This is a genomic window from Chlorogloeopsis sp. ULAP02 (genome assembly GCF_038404745.2).
GTDB lineage: Bacteria > Cyanobacteriota > Cyanobacteriia > Cyanobacteriales > Nostocaceae > Chlorogloeopsis.
Map to the genome: position 1 here is coordinate 1 of NZ_JAYKTT020000070.1, position 23,034 is coordinate 23,034.

Here is a 23,034-nt window from a genome sequence, read left to right on the forward strand (position 1 = left end):
AACCATGTATCTTACTGAACTGCATTCTCCAAGATACATGAAAATACCTCTTCACCTGTTCCCTGTTCCCCCAACCCTATTTTCTAGATATCCACCAGCATAAGTAATTACACACATCATTCTGTAGCGAGTGTGATTTCCGTAGGCAACTCCTGTGACTTTAAAAGCAGAGTTAAAGATGTTTTTGCGATGACCGCGATCGCTAACCCCATCATCAATAATCAATTGCATAATGATATCCTGAGCCGTATTTGGCCCATAGCTAATGTTTTCGCCAGCAGTAATTTGCCATTTGCCATAGCGATTGATGCGAGTAGAGGGATTGCTGCCATCAGCACCATAGTGACCTGTTGTACCTTTAGAGCCTTGGTCTTTAACAAGGTCTTTAGCACCCAAAGACATTCCTTTAGATGCAGTTAGAGTACTTATAGGGCGGGCTTTTTTAAGAAAAGCGATCGCCTCATCCACAGCAGGAATACCCTCTTGTGTTTGCAAATATAAGCGATCGGAGATTTTTACTCGACTGCCTTGAAAGCGTTTTTTATAGTTTTCTAATATAGGAATGTATATCTTAGGATTTGTCCGCACTTTGTTCATTTCATTAATCACCTGTTGTTCCAAAGGTGATAAAAAACTTGAAGGTTACTTTGAGTAAATGCAATGCATCATTTTTGATAAAAGCTTGCTTGTGAGTTTGACAACAGCAATTTTTGTAGGGTGGGTACTACATACTTTCCTCAAAGACTGATTTTTAACTTGTGAACAGTGCTCACCTTACAATTGCTAAAATCTGCTAAAAAAGCTAATCGTTGGGATGCATTGGTTGTAACCTTGAATGCAAAACATCGTAAACAGCAAGTTTACCGATTTGATATTAGATAAGCGTTAAGTGATGTCTATCCTATGAGAAATTACCTGTATAAATACTGAAACTGCAAACAAAAATTCCCTGCTCTTTCTTGCCAAAATAATTCTTTTAAATAGGAAGAACAGGGAATATAATATATTTAAAATTTTACTTAAGTAAGTTGGTGAGAAAAACCAAACTATCTGACGAAAAGTCAAATATCTGTATTTGGCTTGTAGTATCGCTAAAGCGCTACTACAAACTAATTATGATTATTAACACCGACTTATTTACTTAGCACTTGTCAGTAATTCCTCTATCTTAGATAGCTGAACTACACCAGAAACAGTGTCACTATTCATTATAAAAAATGGTGTTCCCGAAAGACCCAAATTGTCTGCTAACTGTATATCTTTCTGAATATAATTATTAGCAATTTGTCTATCTTCTTCAAATTTTTCCAAATCTAAGTTCAGTTTTTTAGCGATATCTATATATAGAGACTCGCCAATTTTCTTTTGATTATTAAATAGTGCATCATGATATTCCCAAAATTTGCCCTGTTGTTGAGCAGCCCAAGCCGCTTGGGCGGCTGGCATAGCTTCTGCATGAATTGAGATTAAAGGAAAATTTTTATACACTAATTTGACCTTATCCTGATGCTTCGCTATTAAATTTTTGAGAGTTTTATGAGCCTCAGCACAATAAGGACATTGAAAGTCGGAAAACTCTACCAACAAAATTTTTGGTGTAGTTGCTCCAGTGGTAGGAGAGTCTCCTATTACCTGTTGGGGATTAGTTTTTAAGTCCTGCAAAAATGCTTGCCGTGTTTGCTGTAATTGCTGCTGCTGTTCCTGTTGATAAACTTGGACTGATTCTAGAATTGCTTCTGGGTGATTACGAATAATTTGTATAACTTGTTCTTCTAGTTGTGGATTAATACGGCTAGCAGCTTGTACTGGAAATGACCAAACCAAAACTAAACACACCAATGCTATTACTGTCAGAGTAAGTAACCGTTGCAAAAGTTGTCCAACCAACGAAAATAATGTACGCATAATCTCACTGATCGATAAAATTTCATTCTCCTAGTATTCCCTGAGAAAGGCAAATCAAAATGCACTACATATATGTTTCAGTAAATAGTACGGAAAATGGCACTTAGGGTACACCACCAATTTTTGTAGGCTGAGTACTGCTTAACTTTTCTCCAATCCTTATTTTACGTTCTAGAAAATGCTCCATCTGGTGATTGAGAAGGTAAAAGATTTCAGTTTACTAAAGGTGCCACGCACATCATGGAAGAATAGAAGCGCTCCAGGCACGGAGAACATAGAGGAATAAGATCTAGAGAGATTTTACGTAAGTCCTGTATTTAAAAATACGATACTGATCACCCTTGACTCTCCATTTAGCTGGAGAGTTTAAGATTAGATCAAGTAGGCAAGTTGATAATTTGCACATTGATAGGAGGAAAAATGGGATTTTACTCGCAAAGAATCCTTCCCTATCTGCTTGATTGGTCATTATCCGATTCTAGCCTCGCTAAATATCGTCAAGAGGTTTTAGCAGGAGTGAAAGGAGAAGTTCTGGAAATTGGTTTTGGAACGGGATTGAATCTTTCTTACTATCCTGAACACATTCACAAGATTATCACAGTCGATGTAAACCCTGGGATTCATGGGCTAGCTCAAAAGCGGATTCAAACATCCTCAATTACTGTAGACCATAAAGTGTTAAATGGTGAAAACCTGCCAATGACAGATCACACATTTGATAGCGTGGTGAGTACTTGGACATTATGTAGTATTGAGAATGTTGAACAAGCTCTCAGAGAAATTTACCGCGTTCTCAAACCAGGAGGAAAATTCTTTTTTGTGGATCATGGACTCAGTCATGAACCTGAAGTTCAAGTTTGGCAAAACCGATTAACCCCATTACAAAAAAGAATTGCAGGTGGTTGTCACTTTAATCGCAATATTCGACAGTTGATAGAGAGTCAATTTGATATTGTTAGTCTAGAAGAGTTTTACGCTGAAAAAACTCCAAAAATTATGGGGTATTTCTATAAAGGTGTTGCAACCAAGATTAACTAAATTACTATATTTTTTACTGCATGGTATAGGAGCTGGATATGTTAGTTCAACAAGAGCAAAAACTTATTGGTTTAGTTGCTAAAGAAAGTGGCGTACCAATTAAAACGATTCGTTACTATGAAGAGCTAGGTTTACTTAAATCATCAGGCAGGACAGAAGGTGGATTTAGATTATTTCGCTCTGATGTTTTAGCTCGCTTAAATTTCATCAAACGCGCCCAAAGTTTGGGATTAAGCTTATCAGAAATTAAGGAATTTTTGAATGTTCACGACGAAGGTGAATTACCTTGTGATCATATAAAAATTAAACTGCAAGAAAAACTAATAGACATTCATAAACAAATTCAGCAATTACTCATCCTAAAACAAGAGTTGGAAGGACTCCTTTCTGGCTGGGAAAGGATTCCTGAAAATCCTGAGCAAACCATTTGTCCTATTATCGAAAAAACTCTGTGAGCAATAAAGATCCAAAGCTGAATAGGGAGCTTTAGCAATAGCGATCACTGCTGGCTTAACAAGCGTCCCAGCCTTTACCTTTCCTAAAAACTACTACCGATATAAACATCTTAGCTAAGTAAGTAATTCTCCACTACCACCTCATACCTACTTGTGCTACATATAGTAATAAGTAGTAATACATTTGCCAAGCTATAGTTCGGGTTCAATATATCCGACTGGTGCGCCAACCTCTGGATTGAGCGTATACCGCACAGCAATGCGTCACTACCCCATTGTTTGATTAGCTCAGTGGCAGAGCATCCGAAGTCATCGGCTGGACGTAGGTTCAATTCCTACATCAAACTCCCCGAAAGTTAGCTCACTGGTAGAGCGATCGACTCATAATCGATTGGTTGTAGGTTCGATTCCTATACTTTCTCCAACCCTATCCGGGTTAAAAGATACTACCCTGTCAAGGGTAGCCAATTCAAATTTAATTAAAACTCTGCGATGTAGGTGCTTACTACTGAACATCACCTAGTAATGTCGGTAGTAACAGTAAAGGAGCTAGTGCAATTGTTTTCTCCCTAACTTGAGTATGTCCCTTCGTTTTCTACATCCAGTTTTCTGGATCTGGCAAACTGAACGGCATATTTGAGTGCTGTTTTCTTTTTCTAGATTGCCCTTGGGTAGTTTAGGGGAAGTAATAGTAATACGGCAGTCGCTACAACGGGGGAAACCTCCAAGGGCGCGCTGCCTCCTTAATCCAGTTTTGGAGATGCAATTGCCCGCAAATGAACTGCAAACACCTGCATTTGCAGAGTTTAAAAATATAATGTAGTATATGTAATATCTAAAGTATTAAAAGGCTATTTGATATCTTGCATCTCATCTCTAGTACACCAGAGAATTAATTCTCTGGCTCATATCACAAGTCCGTTCAAACGGACTCAAAGACTGTTTTAGTCAGATAAATCTGACTTTGGCTATTAGCCAATAAATTTATTTATTGACGAAAGGAAAATCTGGTGCAAGATATGTCAGAGTCTGTAATACACAATGCCCAGCCCTTTCACAAAACACAGGGACAAATTATTGACGCCAAATATATAAATGTCTTTATCAAACCTTCTGCTTCGGCTACAACCGCCTAAGTTATCTATGCAAATTTCCATGTGGAAAACGTTTTATATTAAACCTAACGAAATTGGTATTTTGTATCATCGCAGTGATTTTAAAAAAATTTTGCAGCCTGGTACTTACACTTATTTTGGTCGTCATTGGCAAGTCAAAACCTACGATCTCAACCAACCAGAAGCCAAAATTGAGAACTTGGAACTGTTGCTGCGAAATCATCGTTCAGAGTTACAGCAATATCTTTTGGTAGTAAGGACTGCATTTAATCAAACCGCTTTAGTACGCTTCGGACAAAATTGGATCAGTATTGCACCAAATCAATTGCGAGCTTTTTGGCGTGGTTTTATTGAGGTAGAATCTCATCTTTTCAATTTGAATGAAAGCTTGGAATTACCTGCGGAGTTTGTACAGCAACTGCGTGGAATTGCCTTGAGTGGAATCAAGAAGTTTCAAATCTCGGAGTATGAGATTGGTTTGCTGTACGTGCAGAATAATTTTATCCGACCTTTGGAACCTGGTGAGTATGCTTTCTGGGTTGTTGATAGAGAGGTTTCAGTCCGAACCCTCAGCCGGATTGTACCCAATCCAGACTTTCCTTTGGAGGATGTGCTAATTGAGCGGCACCCTGAGTTTGTCGCCTCTTACTGTGAAATAGTTCAATTACAAAATCAACAAGTAGCGATCGCCCGCTATCAAGGTAAAGTCATCGCCATTCTACCGCCATGCAGTCGCAAGCTATTTTGGCAAGGTGTGGAAGTAGAGGTGATTGACATTAGCACTGATGCTAAGTTGCCCTCTCGCTTAATTGCTGAGTTAGTTACGGGTTTGCCAGAGGCTCTTGCTTTGAGCCGTTATTGTTTGCATATTTGCGAAGTACCCACGCAGCATATTGGATTGCTGTACGTTAATCAAGAGTTTCAAACCCAACTCCAGCCAGGAAAGCACGCGTGGTGGGTGTTTGGGCGTTCTTTACAAACCGAAGTATTTGACCTTCGCCAGCAAACTATGGAAGTATCTGGTCAAGATATTCTTTCTAAAGATAAAGTGCCTTTGCGCTTAAACTTAACTGCTGGCTTCCGCATCCTCGATCCACTCAGAGCCAAAAACGGTTTATCGGATATTACTAGCTACTTATACAAAGAACTACAATTTGCGCTACGTGGCGCAGTAGGTGAAAGAACTTTAGATGCGTTGCTTGAGGATAAAGGTGCAATTGATAGGAGTATTTTTGATTACATTCGTCAAAAAACTACAGACTATGGAATTGAAGTAGATTCAGTTGGGGTTAAAGATATTATTCTCCCTGGTGAGATTAGGACAATTTTGAGCAAGGTAGTAGAAGCCGAAAAAGCAGCCCAAGCAAATGTAGTCCGTCGCCGTGAAGAAACTGCTGCTACTCGCAGTATGTTGAATACAGCTAAGGTGATGGAGGATAACCCTGTTGCCTTACGTTTGAAAGAATTGGAAGTACTAGAGCGAATTGCAGAGAAGATTGAAAAAATTCAAGTTAATGGGAGCTTGGATAGCATTTTGACGGAATTGATTCGGATTAATCGGCAATAAATCAAAGGAACTTGCCTTATTGCCGATAAACAAGAGCCAGAGGCTCTAATTCTCGTCACCAGGTTCAACCTGGTAACGAGAATGGTGGGCTGCCGCCTTCAGGCTGTTGCATAAGCGTGCAAGATATTTCAGATGAGGAGGTGAACTTTACCACTCACAGCTTATAAACGTGAAAATAGAATCATCCTCTACAAACATTTCTACGGCAAATCAATTACAGCCATGACAAGCAATCTTGTACAACAACTAGGCAGTCTAAGTACCGGAGAACAACGCCTCATACTCAATAATGTTAGTTGGGAACAATACGAAACCTTGCGAGCAACCTTAGATGATATCCCAGGGTTGCGGATGACTTATGTTGATGGAACCCTGGAAATTATGAGTCCATCGCCAGAACATGAGCTAGACAAAACAACAATTGGACGTTTAATCGAAATCTACGCATTGGAAAAAGACATTGATTTAACTGGTTACGGTTCTACCACCTTTTGCAAACAAGTCAAAGCCAGGGGACTAGAGCCGGATGAATGTTATTGTTTTGGTGAACTCAAGGAAGTCCCTGATATTGCGATCGAGGTTGTTCTCTCCAGTGGTGGTATTCATAAATTATCTGTCTACCAGGGTTTAGGAGTACCTGAAGTTTGGTTTTGGCAGAATAATCAGTTTTCTGTTTACAGGTTGCGCCAGGAAGGATATGAACTCATTCCTCACAGTGAATTTTTACCAGAATTAGATTTATCTATTTTGGCAAAGTATGTCAAATTTCCTAGTCAAACCCAGGCAGTAAAAGCTTACCGAGATACTCTCCGGCAAAGTTAAGTTATTCCGGCAATCCCTTTACTTGCATTAAATCCAATTCCCGTGCAAATATTTCATCAATTGGTAACATTTGCCCATCAATTGTCATAAATTTGTGGTCTTTAGTGGCTCGAATAATCGAACCATCTTCTAAGGAATATTCAAATACCTCTTGCTCGCCGCGATTATGCCACTGAGCTATAGGTTGCGTGTATACATAACCGTTACTATCAACTGTATAAATCGTACACTCAATATCTTTTTCTACAATTTCTCCAATAGGTAAAAAACCATATTCTACTGTTAAAATTTCCGTATCATAGCTCAAGCAATATTCAGCAAATTTCAGCATTTGCTCGAATAAATCCTCAGCAATTTGTTGTTTAACACCATTTTTAGCGGCACCATCGATAAATTTTTCTCGCTGTTTTTGCATCTCCGAAACTTTCTTTTTACCCATAGCCCGGCGTAGCAAATCAGCTTGTCCTAAAGAATATCCAGCCATATCTTGAGCAATTTTCATAATTTGCTCTTGATAGACCATGATTCCATAAGTCTCATCTAGTATTGGTTCTAAAATATTATGTTCATAATCAATATTCTCACGACCGTGTTTACGGTTAATAAATTTAGGAATTAATCCAGCATCTAACGGCCCAGGTCGGTAAAGCGCTAAAATTGAAGAAATATCCTCTATATTAGAAGGTTTTAAATCTCTCACTATCTGGCGCATACCAGAAGATTCTAACTGGAATACACCTTCTAGTTCACCTGCTTCTAACAGTTCATAAGTTTTTCTCACGTCATGAGGAAGTTTGGCGCTTTCTCCACCCTTAGCTAATATTTTTTGAGCTTTTCTCTCCTGAGCAGTAATTACATAAGGATCAATTTTAAATCCATGATTTTCTTCAATTAATTCAATAGTTTTCTGGATCATAGTCAAGTTCTTTAAACCCAGAAAATCCATCTTTAACAAACCTAGCAATTCTAGGTCTTCCATGAAATACTGAGTAATTACAGAACCATCATTATTTCTTTGTAACGGCACAATTTGATCCAAAGGTTCAGCAGAAATCACCACACCTGCTGCATGGACACCAAAAGTTTTGTTAGTTCCTTCAATGCGAATCGCCATATCTAACCAATGACGAACTTTTGGATCGTTGTCGTATTTTGCTTTAAATTCTGGTTCTGGCGTTTCATCAGAAATCATCTTTTTGAGTGGCGCTGGCTTCCCACGCGATACAGGAATCATCTTCGCCATCTTATCTGCTTCACCGTAGGGAATATTTAAAACTCTGGCGACGTCTTTTAACACCGCCTTGGAAGTCATGCGGTTAAAAGTGATGATTTGGGCAACTCTTTCTGTACCGTATTTTTCATTAACATACTCAATGACTTTATCTCGTTTTTCAATACAGAAATCCGTATCAATATCAGGCATGGATTTCCGTTCTGGGTTAAGAAATCTTTCAAAGAGTAAGCCATGATGTACCGGATCAATATTGGTGATTCCCATCGTATAGGCAACCAAAGAACCTGCCGCTGAACCACGCCCAGGCCCCACAGGTATATCATTATCTCTAGCAAATTTGATATAATCCCACACAACTAAAAAATATGTAGAAAAACCCATTTGCTGAATCATTTTTAATTCGTATTCCAGCCTTTCTTTGTAAACTGAATCGATTTCATTACGAGATTTGCGATTCAGTCTTTCTAAAAGTCCTTGCCAAGCAATTTCTTCTACATAGGTATCTGCTGTATGTCCTGATGGAATAGGATAGTTAGGAATGCGAGGCTCACCCAGAATATTATAAGGTTCGACTTTATCGGCTACTTCTAAAGTAGTACTTACTGCTTCTTCAATGACTTCATCTGGTAGGTGATCGCGAAATAACTGCTTCATTTCTTCAGCGGATTTTAGATATTCTGTGCCGCTGTAACGCATTCGGTTATCTTCAATAATTAATTTACCAGTTTGAATACATAACAAAGCATCGTGTGCTTCTACGTCATAACAAGAAATGTAATGAGAATCATTTGTCGCGACAAATTTAATCCCTAACTCCTGTGCAATTTTGATAATTTCTACATTTACAATTCGGTCTTCTGGAGAGCCGTGATCTTGAATTTCTAAATAATAATCTTCACCAAATACATCTTTATACCACTGTGCTACTCTTCTAGCAATATCTGGTTTGCCAGCAAGAATTGCTTGAGGTACTTCACCGCCCAGACAAGCACTAGTAACTATTAAGCCTTCGCGATATTCTTTGAGTAATTCTTTATTAATACAAGGGCGGGAAAAAATTCCTTTGCCTTGTACACCTTGGAGGTGAGAAAGTGACGTTAATTTTACTAAATTTTTATAACCTTTTGTATTTTTCGCTAAAACAACTTGATGATAACGCGGACGGCGTTCTTGTTTGGTAATATCGCCGTTAATAACATACATCTCATTGCCGATAATTGGCTTAATATTCTTGCTGCGACAGATTTTAATTAGTTCGATCGCCCCGTACATCACCCCATGATCTGTTAGGGCGATCGCTTTCATGCCTAACTCGATCGCGCGATCAACTAAATTTGGTAATTGACTCGCACCATCTAGAAGGCTGTAATCACTGTGAATGTGCAAAGGAACAAAGGACATACGTTTTCCCTACAGTGAGCGAACAACACAAGTGTTTTCCATTAAACTACAGCTGTGCAGCCTCTATGTATACTAGCAAGCAAATTTTGCTGATTGTAGGTAAGCGATCGCACTTTTATCTCAAAGTTCAAACCACCTCGCTATGACTGCCAGATAGCAGATTGAGGTGGTTGCTCATGAAGTATTGATGACAGAGTCAACAAATAACAAGCGATAAATTACTGTTTAGATGTATAACTTTAACATCTGCTTCACCCATTATAGGTTTCAAATTAGTAGTTTAATTATTAACTATTTTCTGATTGTGATTAATAATAATATTTAGAGATATACCTTTAATGTGTGTACTAATATACGACATTAAGGCATAAATAAAAATAACTATACCCAGCATCTCTAAAAACTCTTCAATAGTTGTGATGACAGCATAAATTATATTGTCCTGACCATACAAATTTGCTTGGTAGCCACCCAACATTTCTATCCCAATAGTACCACTTATGTAGATTGTCCCAGCTATTAAAAATAAGCGTTTTATTTTTTTGGGAAGAGCAGTGATAAATTTTAAAAACGCTAATAGGAACATGAGTACGAATATAGCACCAGGTATCACCCAAGCAAAGTAAAGAAAGCCACTAGTATTGAATAACTTTTGCGTTGGCGCAATCAGAAGTTCATGAAAGCTCATAAGTTCGTCTATGGACAAACATACAAAAATAATTGTTAATGCTCTCCAGTGAGAGATATGGGCTTCACCAGCTATTTTTTTGGCAGAGGTGATTAAAAACAGAAGAATAGAACAAAATAACAAAGCAATCCCTGAATACAGGCTAGGAAAATTTCTCTCTTGATCGACATTAAATAAATATACTAATAAATCCCTCAAAGGATAGTCAGGTAGGAAGTATAAAGAAAACTGTCCAGCAAGATTAATTGTGCAAAGAAATATTATCAACAAAAACAGCAATCGCAAGGTGTTTTGAGGAGAGAGACACAATAAAACTTTCTGCAATGTTAAACCACTATTCACTGAATCAATATATCTACTTTTAGTTTGTTCTAAAAAATTGTTATCTTGCCTATTATCTCGATTTTGAAATAACTGTTTTTCCTTGGCTATTAATAGGTTGGTAAATACCAAATTTTCCATAAAAAAATCTATAGTTTGCTGCTCAACCCAGCCACGCATTGTGAGAATTTCTTGTAGCTTTCTGTCAGATGAAACTTGCTCACTAAGTGCCGTTTTTAATTGGTCTGGTGTTATCAATCCTGCCTTAACTAAACACTTTCCTAGAAATTTTTGCTTGTCTTGTCTACTCTCTATATTAGTCATGATTGATATATTATTCTTAAATGTTGTATCTAAGCCGATTGCTAACCATTTTGTTAAAATACATAAAAATTAGGTTAACAGAAGGTTATTAAAAAGTAAATAAAAATGATATAAAGGTTAAATATAAATTTTTGTATAAAAATTTTATAAATTATACGTATTATTGCGTAATATCTATAATAAACACTAAGATTATTAAGGAAAAAATTTAAAGATTAGTTTAAGTCTGCAAAATTTTATACACAATATATTGCGTACTCTGCATGAAGCCATGTCTGCATTATTTGTGGCTCAAAACTGGGATTGCATCTCAATCTCACTCAGCAGTTAATGTGATGGGAGATATAACTGTGAGTGCCGTGCTCGACAGCAAAAAACCTCGTTCTCTGGACGAGGTTAAATATATTGATGCCTTTGCCAACGCTACAGGTTTATAAAATTTAAAATTTTTGCTTAACACCCCAAAGTTTGTACTAGGGGCATTAATGTTATGACAATGAAAATCGTCAATTTAAAATCGCGGCTATATTAGTTTTAAAAAGGCCCTTTTGCGTCACATTCCTTAGTCCAGCACCTTTTAAGAAGTTCAATCCTGTAAAGATATGCGAAGCGACGAGGATCTAATACTAATTTAGTATCACTACTAAAAAGGGGCTGATTCAGATACTGCCAGAGAGGAAATCTGATTTTGGTGTGTTTTGGAGTCATAAGAGCATGAAAAACTATAAAACTGTCGTAGCAGTAGACGGCATCTGATATTCAAGGTGCCTGTTACTGATTCCCTAGTTAAACCGTACACAATATATATTCAATTGTCCTTAGGGCAATTGCGGAAAATTGAGTAACTCTATTGCTCAATATTTTATGTTATCTTTTTATCGGTATTTAAAGTAACGATTTAAATGTATAAAACTCCAAAAAAGCATAGAATATAACATCCTAAAGAATAGAAAAATTAAATGAACTGAGTGATTATTCTGGTTTGGGAAATTCAATCCGGAATTTCAAATATTTAAACGTGATCAATCTCCAAATCATGCGAAAATTGCTTATAGATTGCAGGGCGATCGCTATTTTAAGAGCCAGTGAAATTACTATCAAACAAAGTTCGCAAGCTTAGTTATCAAATCGGTGAAATCAACACTTGTTACTACGCGATTCATTATAAAAAAAACCCACTTCTGTGGGCTTGAGGAACTATTGAACCTTTTCGATCAAGTAAAATTTTTCTCAGTCTCTACATCATACAGCAAGGCGACACGACTTAAGGTAATGATTAATAGTGATTACCCGCTTTGCGATGATGGACAGCAGTAATGCCTTCTGGTTTGAGTAATTTTCCATTGTCAACAATTGCATATACAACCCAATGGTCGCCACATTCCATACGTTTGTTGACCGAACATTCAAGATATGCTAGAGCATCGGTGAGAATTGTACAGCCGTTATCTGCAATTGCTGTGGGAAAACTTGCAAATCTATTTTCTCCTGGGGCAAAAGATTTACGGAAGTGCTTCATGTAATCTTGATAATTTTCTTCACCCAGAATATTTAGAACAAACTTACCCCCTGGATACATTAAAGATTCAACAGCACGGTCTTTGGCGATCGCAACTGTAATACCTGGAGGGTTAAAAGTTGCTTGTGATACCCAAGCTCCAAGCATTCCGGTACAGACATCACCAAGCTTGGCAGTGACAACGCAAACTGAACCAATTATTCTACCGATCGCCTGTTCAACAGGAGTAGCAGCTGGTTGAGGGATTCGCTGTTTTTTAGCTTTTTTCAGTGTTTGGGCAAAGTCTGTACCCATTTCTTCACACTCTTTGAGAGTAATATCTGTAGGTTTAAACCTTGCCTTCAAGGTTTCAAACCCAAACTTAAAACCAGCATCTTTGAGTTTTCCTTCTATTAAGTCAAATGCTTCACCACTCCAACCATAGGAACCAAAGACACCAGCTAGTTTAGTGTTATCACCAACGGATAGAACAATACCAAGGGCTGTGTGGATGGGAGTAGGCGCATTACCACCAATCGTGGGAGAACCCATGATAAAGCCATCGCACTTTTCGATGGCAGAGCGAATTTCATCAGGTTCAGCAAATTCGCAGTTGATAGTCTCTAAAGCCACTCCTCCTTTAGTGAGTCCTAAAGCAAAAGCTTGGGCGAGAGTTGCCGTATTGCCGTAAGCTGAAGCATAAAGTAAGGCAACCCTAATCTCGCGATCGGTTTGCGATCGGCTCCATATCTCATAGTCTTTAGTAAGCTCTAACAAGCCATAGCGAATTAAAGGCCCATGAGCAGGAGCATACATTCTCACCGGCACTTCTGATATTTTCTCCAGAGCTGCTTGCACCTGAGTTGCGTGAGGAGCCATCAAGCAGTCAAAGTAGTAGCGCTGATCTTCCTTTAACAAATCCCAGTCTTCATCAAAAACTTCATCGCCACACAAATGCGTACCAAATAATTTATTAGAGTAAAGTATTTGGGTTTGCTCGTCGTAAGTACAAAGTCCTGTCGGCCATCGCGGACTGGGAATAGGAATAAATTTCAAAACATGGCCTTGTCCCAAATCCAGAGTTTCTTTCCCCCGCATTGTGATAATTTTCAACTCACGGTTAGGAAAAGTAGCACGTAAATTGGTAGCGCAGGGAACTGAACAAACAAAAGTGAGTTTTGGAATTAAATCTAAAAGTCCTTTGAGGGTAGCGACACGGTTAGGATTAAAATGACCTAAAATTACATAATCCAAACCTTCCCAATCATTGAGACATTGCCGCAATGCATCTAGGTAAATTTGAGTAAAAGTTTCCGGCGGCGGGTCGATAATAGCAGTTTTATCAGCTTTGATTAAGTAGCAATTCGAGGTAGTACCTCTAGCAAGTGCGTATTCAATTTCAAAGCGCAGACGTGTCCAACTACGCGCTCTCAGTACAGTCGTATTTGTGGCGATTGGTAAAACCTGCACGTCACGAGGATTGGGATTATTCATAGGCTTTGTGTGAGGAGAGGGAATTTCCAGAGATAGGGGGAAGATGGGGAGAGGGAGAGATAGGGAAGATGGGGGAGTGGGAGGGTGGAAGAAGTATTTAGAATATACTCCTATCCCCTATCCCCTGTTCCCTATCACCTGTCACCTGTCCCCTGCCTTCTTTAGTAGTAGTTGCCTACCTTGCGATGGCGAACAGCTGTCAAGCCGTCGGCTTTGGCAACTCGACCATCAGTGACGTTGCAGTATAAAATCCAGTGGTCACTACATTCCATGCTGCTCTTGACTTCGCATTCCATATAAGCAAGAGCGTCTGTGAGGATTGGAGCACCGTTTTTAGCTGTTTGAGTTTTCACTCCGGCAAAGCGATCGCTTCCAGGAAGTAAACGCTTGAGGAAATGTTTCTTCAGTTCGTGGTAATTTCCTTCTTCTAGAACGTTAAGGACAAACTTATCGCCGACTTGCAACAATGAATCAATGGCACGATCTTTAGCAACGGCGATTGTAAATCCTAAAGGTTGGATGCTCGCTTGTGCTACCCATGAAGCAAGCATCGCTCCTTTGACTTCATTCTTTTTGGCGGTAATGATGTAAAGCCCACTGCTAATCCTACCTAAGGCTTTTTCCAAATTAACGTCGATAGACTTAATTTGCTTAATGTTGCGCTCGCGGACTAGCAATTGTCCCAAGTCAGTACCCGCTTCTTCACACAGTTGGTATGTGGCTGGGGTGGGTGTTTCTTTAATACGAATTGCTGGGAAGGCTTCTTTAACACCGAAGTCAACAAATCTTCTGCGTAGCGGATCGATTGGTTCATCATCGCCGCCGTAACATTCAAAAAATCCAATGACTTGCTTTTCTTTGGTAACGCCCAATAGTGCACTTATTGCAGCCTGAGCCGCAACGTTTGCCGTTGGAGGCATACCGATCACAATGCCAGATGATCTACTCGCTAGTTCTTGGATTTCTTGAATTTCCCCAGTAGTCAAATCCATCATTTCCACACCGATACCAGTTTTCTGGATACCTTGGGAAATGGCTTGGGCGAGGCGATCGCTACATCCATAGTCAGAGACATAAAACAAGCCAACTATCGTTTCTGATTTCGCTTGTTTTTGGCTCCAACTCTGGTAACACTCTTTCAGAACATCAAGATGATGATAAAGTAAAGGGCCGTGTCCGTTAGCAATGATTTTAATGTTTCCGAGTTCGCCCATTTTCTTCATTGCATTCAGCAACGAACGAGCGTTCGGCCCCATTAAGCAATCGTAGTAAAATCTAAAATCAGGTTCGATTGCCTCTAGGTTGACATCGAAGGTGTCATCGCTGCAATAGTGCATCCCAAAGGCATCACAGGTGAACAGAGTTTGGGATTTATGGTCGAAACTGAAGATAGTATCCGGCCAGTGTAAATTTGGGGCGCTAACGAATTCGATTTCGTGTCCTTGTCCTAAATCGACGCGATCGCCACTTTTGACAATCCGCTTTGAGAACGGATCGTGTACCAAATTTTCCAGAAACTGGAGTGCAACTTTAGACGCTAAAACAGTAGCTCTGGGTGCTAATTGGAGAACGTCTTCCACCAAGCCGCTATGATCTGGCTCTGTGTGGCTGACAATAATGTAATCAATCGCTTTTGGATTGACCAGTTTTTTCAAAGTCTCTAAATACAAGTCGCGAAACTTCGTATGAGAAGTATCGACCAAAGCAATGCGATCGCCTTTAATTAAATATGAATTGTAGGTTGTACCATTTTGTAGCCCGAATTCTATATCGAAGCGATCGCGATCCCAATCAAGAGAACGGATTGCCGTCGTGTTGGGAGCAATTTCAACAGTTTGTATAGTAAGTCGTTTTTGGACGTTCTCTGTGAGCGCTGCCATTAGGAGTCTCCGAGCACAAATCATCAGTCTGCTTTTCACTTCTTATTTTGCTCATAATTATTTTTGTAAAGTTGTTCAAAACTCTATTTTTTCAAAAGTCAATATGTAGCCAAAATGTCTATTGTTTGGCATACACTGTTACTGAAAAAGTGTAGTTAATGCTCGTTTTTTAAGTTGCGAATTATAGCAAAAATTGACGGCTAATTCTATAAAAAATTACAACAGTAAAATCATAGCAATGTTATTGCTGCTAATGATTTTGTAACGAAAAGCATAAATTTTGCAACCGTTGTATCTAATTTTAATTGTTATTAACTAGAGTGAGTTTGTCACAAAATAAACATAGAAAATCAGATAATAGGAACTTCTTCTGATTTTCAAGTTTTTACTGCTACTCCGCCAAAGAAATTTGCAAAATGAGAGAGTAGATTTATATCCCTGTTTCCTGTAGTACTGTTGCAACGAACAAAACCGGATAAATACAGTAAGGAATACTTTTTCCAAGAAAGTTAGCTTTATCGGGTATAAAGTTTTATCTAAAAGTATGAAGATTTGATTAAGAAAATTTTGTGCAATTTATGCATAAAACGAATATGTTTTTATCGTTTTTAAATATGGATATTATGCACTACCTGCATAATCAAAATAAAAGTATCAGAAAATTTTTCTATGCAAATTAATTTACAAAGCCTTCGGGAAAAAGCAGGTTTGAGCCAAGTAGAATTAGGTGCTATCCTTGGTTTGTCTCAGGCGCAAGTAAGTCGCTATGAACAGGAACCAGGGTCTATTCCTGCTGAACTCTTAGTGAGATGGGCACAGGCTTTAGGAACTGATATCGCTACTCTCATGGCAAGTGCAGTTCCAGCACCTCCTCCGCTTAATGCAGGTGACCCATACGCGCAGTTGCGTTGCAACTTAAACTTACTGGAACAATATATTGATAATGCTGCTTCGTTGGAAGAATTAGATATTCCAAGTAAACCCCCTACACCTGATAATTTAAGGAAACAACTAGAGCGGTATCGTCAAAAACCTAACTTGGTATTGGTAGGGCGGTTCGATTCAGGCAAGTCTCACCTAGCAAACATTCTTATAGGCGGGAAATTTTTGCCTTCTCAGTATCAACCTGCGACAAGAGTTATCACATTCGTGCGCCACATAGATGACCGACCAGCATGGTTTTATGAGCAAGTCTGTATTTTATCTGAAGAATTTTGGCCCAAGGATGAGAAAGGAAATCAAATCTTTGACTTGACATTACTAAATTCAGAAGGATGGTGCAAAAGACATTGTATTCAAGCTGGTTCTCTAGAAGTTTTACGACAGCATGGGGTACATGACTATCTGCGACAGAATAATGTTGAAGGACACTCAGCAGTTGTCTATGTAGATGCTCCTTTACTTAGGTCTTGTAACATCGTAGATTTTCCTGGTTATTCAGACAAATCTGACCAGACATCTGAAGATGTAAAAAAAGCCAATAGTGCAGTTCAAATTGCAGATATTATTTTATACACTTCACCAGCAAATGGTTTTATGAATGCTGAGGACTTAAGCCGCCTTAGCTATTTAATAGAGGTATTGCCGATACCCGAAGCTTATTATCATGAGTTTCCTAAGCTTGGCAACCTTTTTGTAGTAGCAACTCATGCTGCTCCTCATATTACAGATCCACAACTTGAGTCTCTTGTAAGGATTGGAGCAGTCAGATTATACGAACATATAAGTTCTACAGTTTTGAAAGAACGCAGTAAGCAAATTAATCGCCCAATTACTCAACAAGACTTACAACAACGTTTCTTTGCTTTTTGGGAAGAAACACCATTACGTTGGAAAAGGTTGAAGGATGAACTTCTAGCTGTTTTGGGAGAAAATCTTCCAAATACACGTCAATACCAAATTGATAAAGACATTTGTAATTTAAAGCATGAAGTTCCTCAGCAGATAGCAGACAAAATTAAAGCCTACGAACAAACAAAATCAGAAATTGAGCAGCGACAAAAAGAACTTCAGCAATTAGAACAAGAAGAATCAAAGCGTGTATCTCAGGTAAAACAGGGAAGAGATAGAGTCTATCAAAAAATTTCTAATTTGCATAGTCAGACTAAAGACTCGTTTCGGCAAACTTACAACAATATGGTTCATCTTGCTGCTGTTGAGACTATGATACGGAATCGCTACAACAATAAGAGAGATGCAAAGGAATATGCAGCAGGTTACTTAGTAGAACAACTTCAAGGTGAGCTAAAAAATACTATTAAACAAAATTCTGAAGATTTGAAGGCAGAAATCGATAAATTCCTGGAAACTTATGAAGAGGTGTTTCTCAAATTACCTAAACTCAACGTTGGTTCTGTCTCTATTCCTTTTGACTCAAAGGGAGCATTTCTTGGTGGTTTAGCAGGTGCTGGTGGAGTTGGTGCGCTTGCTTTGTGGGCAACTTCATTAGGAAATCTTGGTGCTTATATCTTGGTTGCCAAATTTGTCAGTCTTCTTTCTGCTTTAGGAATTAGTATTAGCGGAGGCGTAGCAACTGTCGTATCTTTTGTTGCTGGCATTGGAGGCCCTATAACGTTAGGAATAGGATTAATTGCAGCTGCTACAATGATTGGATTGTCACTTTTTGGAGAATCATGGCAGCGTCGTCTAGCCAGGAAAATTGTTAGTCATTTTGAAGAACAACAAGTACTCAACAAGTTTCTTCAAGGAGTTGATGAGTACTGGCAGGACACTGGTAAAGCCTTTGATAAGGGGGCGGATGCTGTAGAAAAAAGCTTTCAAGATTATATTCAACACCTTCGCGAGCTATGCTCAAATGATGATAAAGCTTCTAGAGAATATGTTGAGTACATTTTATCCGTACTTAGGGAACTGGCAAATTTTTTCACCGCAATCCCTTGGAAAAACCATACATAACAAGCATAGAAATCTGTAAATAACAACACTTATACCCACAACTTATTGTTTGTGGGTCGAAAAATTTTGAGATTGCATTGATTTCATTGAATACGAAATCCGAGTATAAACCCCCTTTTTGAATAACCCGTGCGGACGGGCTTGATTTGTATCACGTTCTCGTGTTTATTAGTATTGATTTACGTTCATCGATTAATTAAAATCTTGCACTTAGCCAAAAACAAAGGTTTGAACTAAAGAGTTTCAATAACGTTTAAACACAAATGGTTTTATCAAGCTTGATGTTTGCCTTGGATATTTTCTCTAAAGAGCATTTATAACCGTCTTGCTCTAGCAACAGAGCCAATTTAGTGCAAAATCGAATGGATTAAGTCAAAAAAAGGGTATCACTGAAGTTGTAGAATTTCTTCTAGTCAACTTTCATCCTTATAAACTTTACTTCGATGACCTATTTCCACAACATTTACTAGTAAAACATCATCAAAAATCTCGTAGATAACGCGATAATCACCTACTCTAATCCTATAAGCATTTTCTTGACATTTTAGCTTTTTTACCCCGTTGGGGCGGGGTTCTATGGCTAAATCATCAATTTTAACTTGTATACGTTCTTGAAGTTCTGGCGATAATTTTTTTAGTTGTTTTAATGCCCCCTTTAAGATTTCAACTTTATAACTCACGCTACTTCCTTTTTTCTTTCTGTTTCCAGTTCTTTTTTAGCTTCTTCCCATGACATCGAGCCGTCAATCTCAGCAGATTTTTTAGCTTGCTCGTAGGCTTTTAAATCTTCTTCATCCTCTTCATCTTCAATTTTTTTCAAGAAAGCATAAATTTCATCTAAAGTGCTGTCGTAAGCTTGGTTTAGCAGTACGTTAATATCTTTAATTAATTGTTCGCGTTCTTGTTCACTTTTCATTGTTAGTTAGGAATGATTATTTTTACTTTTTCTGTCACCGCCCCTAGTTTCACCTAAAGGCTTCTCATTATAATCGATGATACCTATCGTAGAGTTTACGTTCCTACCATAAAACAAAATCCACCTACACATCTCAGTGTCAGGTGGACTTGATGATTCTTAGTGGATCCGAGCAGAGTCGAACTGCTGTCCAAACTGGGTATTGACCCCCCGCTCATTCACAGGTTTAGCCTTTCTTACCCTCAAGGCGGGGAACGTTCATTATCCCGAACGGTAGGATTCTCTGGTGAAGTCTTTGTCAACAAGCCTACCAGAGGAAACTTGTTAACGCATCCGTTGGGGTTTGCCCCTAGCCCTTAACGGAGTCAGACTAGAAGCGCTCGAACCGTTAGAGGTATTTAGGCAACTGCTACAGCAGCTTCCTTACGAGCAAATTTTACGATGTTGTTCGCATTTACTTTTTTTTGAGCCTTGTATTTGCGAGAGATGACTCACTCTCGACCTGAATCACAGAGTAGCTTTCGCCAGCCTGTCGAAACCGGTGCGGACCCATGAGGTTCTTATATTCTCATTATAGTGTGCAGTTTTAAACTTAGACACTATATTGAGAAATTTTCTCGATTTTTAGTAAGGAGATGAAGAGGGAGGGAGGCGAAATTTGTCTTCGCGTCTCCGTGTCTTTGCCTCTCCATGTCTTCGTCGTATCCCTGTCCTAGCTTAAGGCTTGAGCACCGCCAACAACCTCAAGAATTTCTTGAGTGATTGAAGCTTGACGGGCTTTGTTGTAAGACAGAGTAAGGGTGTTAATTAACTCAGCTGCGTTGTCACTGGCATTGCTCATGGCTGTCATCCGCGCTGCCAGTTCACTTGCTGCTGATTCTTGCAGCGCTCGCAATAGCTGGTTAGTTAAGTAAAGAGGTAGCAAAGAATCCAGAATTTGCACCGGATCTTGCTCGAAAATCATGTCATTGGGAAGAGACCGAACTTGAGCAGTTACTTTCTGCCTTTCTACTTCAAACTGACCACCGCGAGTTGTCAGACGAAAGATTTCGTCATCTGCGGTTTCTAAACCTTGAGTGTCAAGGGGAAGCAGAGTTTGTACTACCGGACGAGAGCTAACTAGAGAGACAAAGCGAGTGTAAATTAACTCGATTCTGTCTACGCTTTCTGAAAGGAATAAAGAAAGGAGTTCGTTAGCAATGTTGGAAGCTTCAGCTGCGGTGGGAATTTGCTCTAAGCCGGTATAGACAGCATCAATTGGTTGATCGCGACGTTGGAAGTACTGTGTGGCTTTGCGCCCTACGATCACAAATTTGTAATCTACACCTTCTGCTTTGAGTTCCTTGGCACGATTTTCCGCACGCTTGATGACGTTGGTGTTATAACCACCGCACAAACCCCGATCGCCTGAAATTACCAACAGCCCCACTGACTTAATTTCCCGCTTTCTGAGCAAGGGCAGGTTTGCTTCTTCAAACCGCAGACGGGCTTGCAAACCGTAGAGTACTTGGGCGAGGCGATCGGCAAAGGGGCGAGTGGATAGTACCTGTTCTTGGGCGCGACGTACCCTCGCTGCCGCCACTAGCCGCATAGCTTCTGTAATTTTTTTGGTATTTTTAACCGATTGAATGCGATCGCGTATTGCTTTGAGGTTAGCCATAATCTTTGATTAGAGACTAGGGATTAGAGGCTAGGGACTAGAGAGATTAAGAATTAGAGGTTAGGGATTGGGAAGATGAGTATTACCAGAATTTAGGGGATTTAATCTACAACCCTAGCCCCTAGTCCCTAACCCCTATCCCCTAATTATGCTGTTGCCAAGAAGGTCTTCTTGTATTCATTAATTGCTTCCTTCAGGGCAGCTTCTTCGCTATCACCCAGTACTTTCTGTGATTGCACACCTTGAACATACTGAGGTTTGCTAGTCTTTAAGTACTCGCGTAAACCCTTAGAGAAAACAGTAATTTTATCGGCGGGGATATCGTCCAAATAACCGTTAATACCAGCATAAAGAATAGCCACTTGCTCATACACTGCTAGAGGTGAGTTTTGCGGTTGCTTCAAGAGTTCCCGCAAACGCTGACCCCGTGCTAACTGGTCTTGGGTGGCTTTATCTAAGTCAGAAGCGAATTGTGCGAAGGCTTGCAGTTCATCAAACTGTGCCAACTCCAACTTCAACTTACCGGCAACTTTTTTCATTGCCTTGGTTTGAGCGGCAGAACCTACCCGTGAGACGGAAATACCGGGGTTAATCGCAGGACGAATACCAGCGTTAAATAAGTCAGCAGAAAGGAAGATCTGACCGTCGGTAATCGAAATTACATTGGTGGGAATGTAAGCAGATACGTCACCTGCTTGAGTTTCGATGATTGGCAGGGCAGTCATGCTACCTTTACCCAATTCGTCACTCAGTTTAGCTGCTCGCTCTAATAAGCGAGAGTGGATGTAGAACACGTCTCCAGGATAAGCTTCCCGTCCGGGAGGACGACGCAGCAGCAAGGACATTTGTCGATAAGCTGCGGCTTGCTTAGAAAGGTCATCGTAAATAATTAGGGTGGCTTTGCCTTTGTACATAAAGTACTCAGCTAGTGTCGCACCTGTATAAGGAGCAAGGTATTGTAGGGTGGCAGGGTCACTGGCATTGGCAGCAACAACGATGGTGTAGTCCATCGCGCCTCTGTCTTGCAGTGTTTGGACGACGTTTGCCACAGTAGAGGCTTTTTGACCGATCGCTACGTAGACACAAATTACATCTTCTTCTTTTTGATTGAGGATGGTGTCAATTGCGATCGCTGTTTTACCAGTTTGACGGTCACCAATAATCAACTCTCGCTGACCACGACCGATGGGAATCATCGCGTCAATAGCAGTGATTCCGGTTTGCATGGGTTCGTGTACGGAGCGGCGCGCTACAATACCAGGTGCTGGAGATTCAATCAAACGGTTTTCATTGGTTTTGAGTTCTCCCTTGCCATCAATGGGACGACCCAAAGCATCAACAACGCGTCCAATTAAGGCTTCTCCTACTGGCACTTGAGCAATTTTGCCAGTAGCGGTAACGGTGCTACCTTCTTGAATTTCATGACCTTCACCCATCAACACCGCACCCACGTTGTCTTCTTCTAAGTTGAGGGCGAGACCAATGGTGCCATCTTCAAATTCTAATAGCTCACCCGCCATCGCTTTTTCTAGGCCGTAAACGCGGGCGATACCATCACCTACTTGCAAAACCGTACCAACGTTAGCAACTTTGACTTGTTGGTCGTATTGCTCGATTTGTTGTTGGATAATGCTGCTGATTTCGTCAGGTCTGATGCTAATTGCCATTTGTCTATTTTCTTGCTGTCGAGACGGAAAGATTCAAAAGTTAGGAGTTTAGAGTTAGGAGTTAAGAATTAAATTTTAGTAGGTGGACAGAGCTAAACGTAAAATGCTTATTGTCAGAAACTAAATAGGAGAA

Annotated in this window: 15 protein-coding genes, 2 tRNA genes, 1 other RNA gene and 1 pseudogene; 8 read left to right on the forward strand and 11 right to left on the reverse strand. The window is 39.6% G+C overall.

The window, feature by feature from the left end; genetic code table 11:
* Positions 1–51 precede the first annotated feature (51 nt).
* Together U2718_RS24315 and U2718_RS24320 are read right to left on the reverse strand one after the other, a co-directional pair.
* A pseudogene (locus U2718_RS24315) lies at positions 52–639 on the reverse strand (CAP domain-containing protein); the annotation flags it as partial.
* A 498-nt stretch (positions 640–1,137) separates the two neighbouring features.
* Complete coding sequence (locus U2718_RS24320; protein ID WP_342002648.1) at positions 1,138–1,905, reverse strand: DsbA family protein; 768 nt, start codon at positions 1,903–1,905, stop codon at positions 1,138–1,140.
* 420 nt (positions 1,906–2,325) lie between these two features.
* Here U2718_RS24320 and U2718_RS24325 point away from each other — a divergent pair, with 420 nt between their 5' ends.
* The 6 genes from U2718_RS24325 to U2718_RS24350 all read left to right on the forward strand — a co-directional run bounded on the left by U2718_RS24325 (position 2,326) and on the right by U2718_RS24350 (position 6,902).
* Positions 2,326–2,943 carry a class I SAM-dependent methyltransferase gene (locus U2718_RS24325; RefSeq protein WP_342002649.1) on the forward strand — a complete coding sequence of 206 codons (618 nt, stop codon included), beginning with the start codon at positions 2,326–2,328 and terminating at the stop codon, positions 2,941–2,943.
* A 38-nt stretch (positions 2,944–2,981) separates the two neighbouring features.
* Complete coding sequence (locus U2718_RS24330; RefSeq protein ID WP_342002650.1) at positions 2,982–3,398, forward strand: heavy metal-responsive transcriptional regulator; 417 nt, start codon at positions 2,982–2,984, stop codon at positions 3,396–3,398.
* A 277-nt stretch (positions 3,399–3,675) separates the two neighbouring features.
* Positions 3,676–3,745: transfer RNA gene (locus U2718_RS24335), tRNA-Asp, on the forward strand.
* Between the two features lie 3 nt (positions 3,746–3,748).
* Positions 3,749–3,820: transfer RNA gene (locus U2718_RS24340), tRNA-Ile, on the forward strand.
* Positions 3,821–4,553: 733 nt separating this feature from the next.
* The gene (locus U2718_RS24345) at positions 4,554–6,080 is read left to right on the forward strand and encodes a slipin family protein (protein ID WP_342002749.1); all 1,527 of its coding nucleotides are present in this window, start codon (positions 4,554–4,556) and stop codon (positions 6,078–6,080) included.
* 222 nt (positions 6,081–6,302) lie between these two features.
* The gene (locus tag U2718_RS24350; RefSeq protein WP_342002651.1) at positions 6,303–6,902 is read left to right on the forward strand and encodes a Uma2 family endonuclease; all 600 of its coding nucleotides are present in this window, start codon (positions 6,303–6,305) and stop codon (positions 6,900–6,902) included.
* 1 nt (position 6,903) lies between these two features.
* Here U2718_RS24350 and U2718_RS24355 read toward each other — a convergent pair whose 3' ends face one another.
* Entirely contained in the window at positions 6,904–9,537 is a 2,634-nt protein-coding gene (locus U2718_RS24355; RefSeq protein WP_342002652.1) for a DNA polymerase III subunit alpha, read from the reverse strand.
* A gap of 280 nt (positions 9,538–9,817) precedes the next feature.
* The gene (locus tag U2718_RS24360; RefSeq protein WP_342002653.1) at positions 9,818–10,870 is read right to left on the reverse strand and encodes a hypothetical protein; all 1,053 of its coding nucleotides are present in this window, start codon (positions 10,868–10,870) and stop codon (positions 9,818–9,820) included.
* Positions 10,871–11,133: 263 nt separating this feature from the next.
* Between U2718_RS24360 and U2718_RS24365 the strand changes: the two genes are divergently transcribed.
* Positions 11,134–11,307 (forward strand): hypothetical protein, encoded by a 174-nt coding sequence (locus U2718_RS24365; RefSeq protein ID WP_342002654.1) that lies wholly within the window; start codon positions 11,134–11,136, stop codon positions 11,305–11,307.
* Positions 11,308–12,146: 839 nt separating this feature from the next.
* Here the strand turns inward: U2718_RS24365 and U2718_RS24370 are convergent.
* Complete coding sequence (locus tag U2718_RS24370) at positions 12,147–13,862, reverse strand: diflavin flavoprotein (protein ID WP_342002655.1); 1,716 nt, start codon at positions 13,860–13,862, stop codon at positions 12,147–12,149.
* 161 nt (positions 13,863–14,023) lie between these two features.
* The gene (locus tag U2718_RS24375) at positions 14,024–15,742 is read right to left on the reverse strand and encodes a diflavin flavoprotein (RefSeq protein ID WP_342002656.1); all 1,719 of its coding nucleotides are present in this window, start codon (positions 15,740–15,742) and stop codon (positions 14,024–14,026) included.
* Positions 15,743–16,411: 669 nt separating this feature from the next.
* Here U2718_RS24375 and U2718_RS24380 point away from each other — a divergent pair.
* Entirely contained in the window at positions 16,412–18,658 is a 2,247-nt protein-coding gene (locus U2718_RS24380; RefSeq protein WP_342002657.1) for a dynamin family protein, read from the forward strand.
* 413 nt (positions 18,659–19,071) lie between these two features.
* On the opposite strand, the gene U2718_RS24385 is transcribed toward U2718_RS24380, so the two are convergent.
* The 5 genes from U2718_RS24385 to atpA form a co-directional block, all read right to left on the reverse strand.
* Positions 19,072–19,338, reverse strand: coding sequence for a type II toxin-antitoxin system RelE/ParE family toxin (locus U2718_RS24385; protein WP_342002658.1), 267 nt, complete (start codon positions 19,336–19,338; stop codon positions 19,072–19,074).
* Positions 19,335–19,574, reverse strand: a complete 240-nt coding sequence (locus U2718_RS24390; RefSeq protein ID WP_016874661.1) for a hypothetical protein — start codon at positions 19,572–19,574, stop codon at positions 19,335–19,337. The genes U2718_RS24385 and U2718_RS24390 overlap by 4 nt, the downstream gene beginning before the upstream one ends.
* A 160-nt stretch (positions 19,575–19,734) precedes the next feature.
* Positions 19,735–20,125, reverse strand: a transfer-messenger RNA (tmRNA) gene (gene ssrA / locus U2718_RS24395).
* 161 nt (positions 20,126–20,286) lie between these two features.
* On the reverse strand, positions 20,287–21,234 hold the full coding sequence (locus U2718_RS24400) for a F0F1 ATP synthase subunit gamma (RefSeq protein ID WP_342002659.1): 948 nt from the start codon (positions 21,232–21,234) through the stop codon (positions 20,287–20,289).
* 146 nt (positions 21,235–21,380) lie between these two features.
* A complete protein-coding gene (gene atpA, locus U2718_RS24405) occupies positions 21,381–22,901 on the reverse strand; it encodes a F0F1 ATP synthase subunit alpha (RefSeq protein ID WP_342002660.1) in 1,521 nt (506 codons plus the stop codon).
* Positions 22,902–23,034 lie beyond the last annotated feature (133 nt).